Origin of the sequence: Acinetobacter sp. CFCC 11171 (assembly GCF_003268405.1) — a bacterium.
GTDB classification, from domain to species: Bacteria; Pseudomonadota; Gammaproteobacteria; order Pseudomonadales; family Moraxellaceae; genus Acinetobacter; species Acinetobacter amyesii.
In genome coordinates this window covers 1-265 of the sequence record NZ_LQXP01000139.1, presented here as the reverse complement: position 1 = coordinate 265, position 265 = coordinate 1, and the positions used below count along the sequence as shown (strand labels likewise).

Here is a 265-nt window from a genome sequence, read left to right as displayed (position 1 = left end):
CGACTGTTTGGGGTTGTATAGTCAAGTAATTAAGTGCATGTGGTGGATGCCTTGGCAGTCAGAGGCGATGAAAGACGTAATAGCCTGCGATAAGCTCCGGGGAGGCGGCAAATATCCTGTGATCCGGAGATTTCTGAATGGGGAAACCCACCCGCTATAAGGCGGGTATCATAAACTGAATACATAGGTTTATGAGGCGAACGAGGGGAAGTGAAACATCTCAGTACCCTTAGGAAAAGAAATCAATTGAGATTCCCTCAGTAGC

At 47.2% G+C, this 265-nt stretch carries 1 rRNA gene; it reads left to right on the top strand.

What is annotated here, in order from left to right:
* Window positions 1–19: 19 nt before the first annotated feature.
* A 23S ribosomal RNA gene (locus AVJ20_RS18220) occupies window positions 20–265 on the top strand; the annotation flags it as partial.